Origin of the sequence: Legionella tunisiensis (genome assembly GCF_000308315.1) — a bacterium.
GTDB lineage: Bacteria > Pseudomonadota > Gammaproteobacteria > Legionellales > Legionellaceae > Tatlockia > Tatlockia tunisiensis.
Map to the genome: position 1 here is coordinate 1 of NZ_CALJ01000323.1, position 4,698 is coordinate 4,698.

A 4,698-nucleotide genomic window follows, 5' to 3' on the forward strand; every position below is an offset into this window, starting at 1 on the left:
CCCCCATCTTGAGAAAGTAAAAAGCCTTGCTGTGCAAGAACATGCCAGTGTTGTAGCTTTGTGCGCAGCAACCGAAGCAGAGCTTATCGATTTGGATGAAGCTGATCGTAAAGAATTCATGGTTGATTTAGGTCTTGACGAACCTGGTTTAAATCGTGTGATTCGTGCTGGTTATGAATTACTGGGTTTACAAACTTACTTTACTGCCGGCGTCAAAGAAGTGCGGGCCTGGACTATACGCAAAGGGGCTACAGCACCACAGGCAGCTGCAGTGATTCACACTGATTTTGAAAAAGGCTTTATTCGTGCCGAAGTAATCGCTTATGAAGCCTTTATTGCTCACCGCGGCGAGCAAGGCGCGAAGGAAGCCGGTAAGTTACGTCTGGAAGGAAAAGAATACATCGTCTGTGACGGCGATGTCATGCATTTTCGCTTTAATGTGTAGAGCTGATTTCTCGATGTGAAACCCGACATTGAATTTCAGGGTTTCACGATATATCAAATTACTCAGATCCGATTTTATGAGCCAATTCCCGGCGAAACTGCCTTTGCTAATGCTTCTTCTGGTGGCACCTCATCCGCTTCCAACACATCCAGTTTGACCTCTTTAAGAGAGCGACCACAATCAATATAAGCAAAGGATTGAGCAAAATCATGTAATTCCATTTCAAAGGTTGAACTGTTAGTTGATTTAATCATTAAATTCACGTTGCCCTCTTTATCAATCACTTCATAAGATTGTCTGCCACCAGAGAAAAAATAACGCAAAAACCAGGGAATGTTTTCATGGTGAGGGTTGCGTAAAATAACAAACTTTCGATGACTAATTTCACTTTCGCGAACCCCCATGATCGCATATGTATGCTCAGCAGTAATCCCGGCAGAAGGTATTTGGCGGGCATCCGCAACCACAGGTCGTTGCTCATCATAGGCTCGGATTAAATCCTCATAAAGTGCCAATTCATCTTGGGAATAGTGGGTTTCACTGGGTAAAATTTTACTTTTCTTAATCCATTCTATGACGGTGTTGGATGCAGTAGCAGTTGCTGGTTTATTATAAAGTTCTTGGCGTTGCTCTATAAAAGCAATCATATCTTCCTCAAAAATTACCGGCTTTGAAGCCAGAAATTTTTCCAAACTGGAGCGCTCTCGGATTACCATTTCCCACCAAATATTAAGAAAATCCTCATCACCAGAAAATACATGCTTAACCACATTGGCTTTCGTTGCCATTTTGTCCTGCGGGCGCAACAATAACATCAAGGTATGAATATCTTTACCCGAACAACCGTGCGTTGTTTTTTGATACAAAGTAGACAAGGGAGTACGTGCCTGTACCGGAAGTGCTATGCTTGTTTCAAATCCCCCAAGCATGGTTCTTAAAGCGGTGCGACTATCACTCTGATTAAGTACTTCGTTATAATTACCGCCTTTAAAGGCAACAAAAGCCTTTTCCAGAAAGCGAACCCATAAAGCACCAGAACTTAGAACCCCCCAGGATGTAGGTAGTGATTTTTCAACAGCAATCCACTGCGGCTTGTCATTTTTAAAAAATGAACATAAACCACTCCATCTTTTTCAATAAGCAGATTTCGAATATAGGACTCTCCATCAGGGAGAGCAAGAATTGCATTGATAACCGATAAGAAATCACAATCACCACTACGAACTCCTTGCGCAACATGCGTAATTGATAATTCCTTAGGATAAAATACTTCTTTTTGCGGCACATGCTTTACAGCAAAAAACCATAGCTGCCACTCGGATTTTCAACTTTTGGAATATTTTTAATCTCACCATACATACTGCCTAACCTGGAAACGAATTGACTACGTTAAATTTAGTAGAAATTAATTCATTATGCATACAATTAAATCTCCTGCAGTGAGAAGCCATCCATGAAATCATGAAGAAACTCTTGAAACCTCTACTAATCCATTTGAACAACTGATCTGATAAACCACCAAAATGAACTAAAAATAGCCTATACTACTGAGAAAATGATGCATAATTAAAAATTTGCAAACCACGAGGAGTTTTGCGAGCCATTGTAACGATAAATTGTGGCAATTTAGCGTGATTTTTTAACTAAAGGGAATTATTGATTTGGTACTAAACGCTATTTTCTTGGTTGAAAAGAGTAAATTAGCCATGAGGAAAAAAGATGTATCTGGTCAACAAATTAAAGGCATTTGCACGTGAACTATTAACTTCCAACAGTGCTCAAGGGCGCCAATATAGGTTAATCAATAATATCAGTATTGAGCTTATTATATTGGGTTCATTTTTACTTTATATCAATTTCGTGTGGCATATGTGGATGATGGTTCAGTTAGTGATTGCTGCCTGTGGGTTTGCTGCACTCAATCTGTTAATTTTAAAAAACCAAGAATACATCCTTGTGCGGACATTTCCTCACCTTGCTGGCCTTAGTTATTACTACCTTGGGGAACTACTGGATGGGAGGCTTATCAAGCTCTTATTTTGTCTGGTATTACGTCATTCCAATCCTGGCAGCCGTCACTATAAGCTGGTATGGCTTGGTTATCTATGCTGTCCTATGTCTAGTCATGGTGGTCTTCTTTTCAATGCAAGAGATCACGCCGATTTACCAATTATCGCCTTCCAATGCGCTACTCATGAATTTTATTAATATTTCTTTTTCTTTATTTGTTATTGTTATCACCTTATATGATGTTTTACGTGAAAATGAACGGTACGAAAGATTATTGAGCGAGAACAATTATCTATTGCAAACCGATAAGGAAAAATTTCATTACCTGGCTCGCTACGATACACTAACCAATTTACCAAATCGTACCTATTTTCAAATGCATATTCAAAATATGCTTGAGGCAGCTATCAATAAAAAATATTGTATCACTTTCTTTTTTATGGATTTAGATAAATTTAAACGGGTCAATGATGCTTACGGGCACGAATCCGGTGATTCCTTGTTGTTACAATCTGCCAAACGCCTGCAAAGCTGTTTCAGAGAAAATGATTTTCTTGCCAGACTGGGAGGAGATGAATTTATTGCCCTTATCATGCATCAAAGCGGGGATAAAATTTCCCAAACCATTGCTAAACGGATTGTGCAGCAATTTAACAAACCTTTTCCTCTGGAAAGACGCGACATAATTTGTCAGATCAGTATCGGTTTAGCTGTATATCCCTTAGATGCATTCGATGCCGATGAATTGCTCGCGAAAGCCGATGAAGCCATGTATAGTGCCAAAAAAGCAGGTGGTAATACTTATCGTATCACCAAACCAATCAAACGAGTTTATTCCTGAACATACAAACAAACCATGCTACCTACATTCGTGCTTTATGCCTGGGAGATAGATACTAAGATGCATTTACCTGTCTCGACTTGACATTAGACCAAGCCAGCCTTAGCATGCATACATTCTATGTTAGAGGATAAACAATGACAGTTGCCCGTTTAAGAGCACTGGTTAGCGAAGATTTTGATGCAGTAAATGCTCTAATCATTGATAAAATTCAATCACAAGTCGGTTTGATCGATGAGTTGGCACATCACATTGTTGAAAGTGGCGGCAAACGTTTACGACCTTTATTAGTATTGTTAGCAAGCCATGCTTGTGCCTATAAAGGCCAAGATCACATCGCACTCGCTGCAATGATTGAATTTTTCCACACAGCAACCTTGTTGCATGACGATGTCATTGATGAATCCACTCTACGGCGCGGGCGTGAAACTGCCAATGAAATATGGGGCAGCAAGGCCAGTATTTTGGTGGGAGACTACTTGTTCACCCAATCTGTTCAATTGATGGTGAATGTTAACCATCCTAAAATCCAATGCTTATTAGCAGATACTTCCCACCAGATTAGCTGTGGTGAGGTAAGGCAATTAGCTAATCGCCATAATTTTTCGCTTTCTGTTGAAGATTATTTTGCGGTGATTCGAGACAAAACAGCCTTGTTATTTGCCGCCTCTGCTGCAATTGGCCCTTTGTTAAGTAATGCAGGTGAAGAAATTGAAAAAAGCCTGTATGCCTATGGCTTGCATTTAGGCAATGCATTTCAACTGATTGACGATGCCTTAGATTACTGTTCCGACACGAAAACAATCGGCAAAAATATTGGTGATGATTTGGCTGATGGTAAAGCCACCCTCCCTCTCCTCCATGCCTTACAACATGGTACAGCTGTGCAGCAACAACTGATTCAAGAAAGCCTACGGGAAGGTAGTTTGCAAAATCTCACCGCTATCCTGGAAGCCATTGAAGCAACCGATGCCATTGAATATACGCGTAATTATGCAGCACTTGAGGTCGATCGAGCATTGTCGGCACTACAAATTTTACCTGATAGTGTTTATAAGGAAGCGCTGATAGAACTTGCGCAATTCGCTATTAAACGTGATCATTAGACGGAAAACGGAGTGTAGCTCAGCTTGGTAGAGCACTGCCTTCGGGAGGCAGGGGTCGCAGGTTCAACTCCTGTCACTCCGACCAATAAAATTTATTGATTAGATAATTAAGAATTTACGGCGTTATGATGATTGGACTCTAATGCTTCTTGAACCCTGCCAACATAGTTGACTCTGAGCTCATATTGAAGAAGATGATAGCATCGTAATAACTTCGTATAGCATACATTATACGAAGTTATACGACTCCTTGCGTCAACATGCGTAATTGTAAACCCGGAGACCGGCCGAAACGG

Annotated in this window: 6 protein-coding genes and 1 tRNA gene; 5 read left to right on the forward strand and 2 right to left on the reverse strand. The window is 40.4% G+C overall.

Features of this window, described 5'->3' with window-relative positions; genetic code table 11:
* The coding region (locus BN58_RS19660) for a DUF933 domain-containing protein (RefSeq protein WP_019218297.1) at positions 1-445 on the forward strand (445 nt) is incomplete at its 5' end.
* A gap of 74 nt (positions 446-519) precedes the next feature.
* Here the strand turns inward: BN58_RS19660 and BN58_RS27590 are convergent.
* Positions 520-1,374: a C2 family cysteine protease gene (locus tag BN58_RS27590; RefSeq protein ID WP_019218298.1), complete on the reverse strand. Its 855-nt coding sequence runs from the start codon at positions 1,372-1,374 to the stop codon at positions 520-522.
* Between the two features lie 110 nt (positions 1,375-1,484).
* Entirely contained in the window at positions 1,485-1,730 is a 246-nt protein-coding gene (locus BN58_RS29315) for a hypothetical protein (protein WP_019218299.1), read from the reverse strand.
* Positions 1,731-2,164: 434 nt separating this feature from the next.
* Between BN58_RS29315 and BN58_RS32080 the strand changes: the two genes are divergently transcribed.
* The 4 genes from BN58_RS32080 (at position 2,165) to BN58_RS19680 (ending at position 4,487) form a co-directional block, all read left to right on the forward strand.
* Positions 2,165-2,653, forward strand: a complete 489-nt coding sequence (locus BN58_RS32080) for a hypothetical protein (RefSeq protein ID WP_019218300.1) — start codon at positions 2,165-2,167, stop codon at positions 2,651-2,653.
* Positions 2,640-3,296: a GGDEF domain-containing protein gene (locus tag BN58_RS29325; RefSeq protein ID WP_019218301.1), complete on the forward strand. Its 657-nt coding sequence runs from the start codon at positions 2,640-2,642 to the stop codon at positions 3,294-3,296. The genes BN58_RS32080 and BN58_RS29325 overlap by 14 nt, the downstream gene beginning before the upstream one ends.
* Positions 3,297-3,433: 137 nt before the next feature.
* Entirely contained in the window at positions 3,434-4,402 is a 969-nt protein-coding gene (locus BN58_RS19675) for a polyprenyl synthetase family protein (protein WP_019218302.1), read from the forward strand.
* A gap of 8 nt (positions 4,403-4,410) precedes the next feature.
* Positions 4,411-4,487 (forward strand) — tRNA-Pro (locus tag BN58_RS19680).
* Positions 4,488-4,698: the final 211 nt, after the last annotated feature.

Coding starts and splice junctions, on each gene's coding strand:
- BN58_RS27590 (WP_019218298.1), bottom strand. CDS start 1,374: ATGCTTGGGGGATTTGAAACAAGCATAGCACTTCCGGTACAGGCACGT.
- BN58_RS32080 (WP_019218300.1), top strand. CDS start 2,165: ATGTATCTGGTCAACAAATTAAAGGCATTTGCACGTGAACTATTAACT.
- BN58_RS29325 (WP_019218301.1), top strand. CDS start 2,640: ATGAATTTTATTAATATTTCTTTTTCTTTATTTGTTATTGTTATCACC.
- BN58_RS19675 (WP_019218302.1), top strand. CDS start 3,434: ATGACAGTTGCCCGTTTAAGAGCACTGGTTAGCGAAGATTTTGATGCA.